Below are 1017 nucleotides of genomic sequence, written 5' to 3'. Positions count from 1 at the left end.
GACTAACAGGCATAACATTTAAAATTAATTCGAGGCACTGTTCTTTAACTTTATCAATTGTTTTGTCACTCATTATTGAAAATTTCTAAAAATTGAATGTCTCCTGCAACAAGGTCAAAAGAAGAATATTCGATAATTGGACATGCAATTATCTTGAATTCATTTCCATTTAAATATGGTATCAAGCTCGAAAAATCCTCTTCGCTTTGAATAAAAATGACAACATCTTTATCATTTTTCACATTTATAAATTTCCCTTTAAAGTTTGTTTTTTGGTTGTGACCTCGATCTAATTGTCGCAGGTGTCCTTGATATACGACAGGACTTCCGAGCTGTCGAGTTCCGATCACTTTTTTAAATGCCAGAGCAGTCGTTTGATCAAATTCAAATGTCTCAGCAACGTCATTATCGCTAGGTTTAAGTACCAACTTCAAAATTGCATCCGCGTCCTTTCTTACGGGAGACAACATTTGATCAATCTCTTTATTAATAGATTTGTCGCCATAAGTTCATGTCAACAACGCACTTGGGGCTTTTAAGAAATCATCAAAACTTTGCGGGTGTAAGATTTTATTTTTTAAAGCACCCTTATTTGCCGCGATCTGATGACTAATTGTATAAATTTGTTGGTCACCGCCAGCAGCGGCTTGGATGTATGGATCTTTTATTGCTTCACGCAAACGGCGAATAATGTCTTGTCCGCGAGTTGACAAAAACTCGATGACATAACTACCCTCTTTAGGGTCACCAACGATAAAGTCAGCCTCGCTGTATTGCGAGTAATGTAATCTCTGATGCTTTGATACTCCACCGTAACGAATATCGAGAAAAGCTCTGTCTGTAGCTGCCTGTATGGACAGCAACGCTCTAGATAAAACTCTTAGTGAAACTTGATGTCCGTCTTGTACCAGAGAGCCATCTAACGTTAATTGAATTAAAGCTGAGGTTCTTGCAAAACGAAACACCGGAGAGTAATTTTATTGCGAGAAGCGCAAAATAGATGAGAAAGGAGCGGCC

Annotated in this window: 2 protein-coding genes; both read right to left on the bottom strand. The window is 38.0% G+C overall.

Annotation, left to right across the window (positions count from 1 at the left end):
- Nucleotides 1–65 precede the first annotated feature (65 nt).
- A complete protein-coding gene (locus QN395_RS21335; protein WP_323493146.1) occupies nucleotides 66–470 on the bottom strand; it encodes a hypothetical protein in 405 nt (134 codons plus the stop codon).
- Between the two features lie 39 nt (nucleotides 471–509).
- A complete protein-coding gene (locus tag QN395_RS21330) occupies nucleotides 510–965 on the bottom strand; it encodes a hypothetical protein (RefSeq protein WP_323493145.1) in 456 nt (151 codons plus the stop codon).
- Nucleotides 966–1017: the final 52 nt, after the last annotated feature.

The sequence above is a fragment of the Undibacterium sp. RTI2.2 genome, from assembly GCF_035018705.1.
In the GTDB taxonomy this organism is placed as follows: domain Bacteria; phylum Pseudomonadota; class Gammaproteobacteria; order Burkholderiales; family Burkholderiaceae_D; genus Undibacterium.
This window is presented reverse-complemented; position numbering and strand designations above follow the sequence as displayed.

Bases quoted from the DNA above. Each gene is read 5' to 3' on its own strand.
- QN395_RS21335 (WP_323493146.1), bottom strand. From the start codon at position 470: ATGTTGTCTCCCGTAAGAAAGGACGCGGATGCAATTTTGAAGTTGGTA.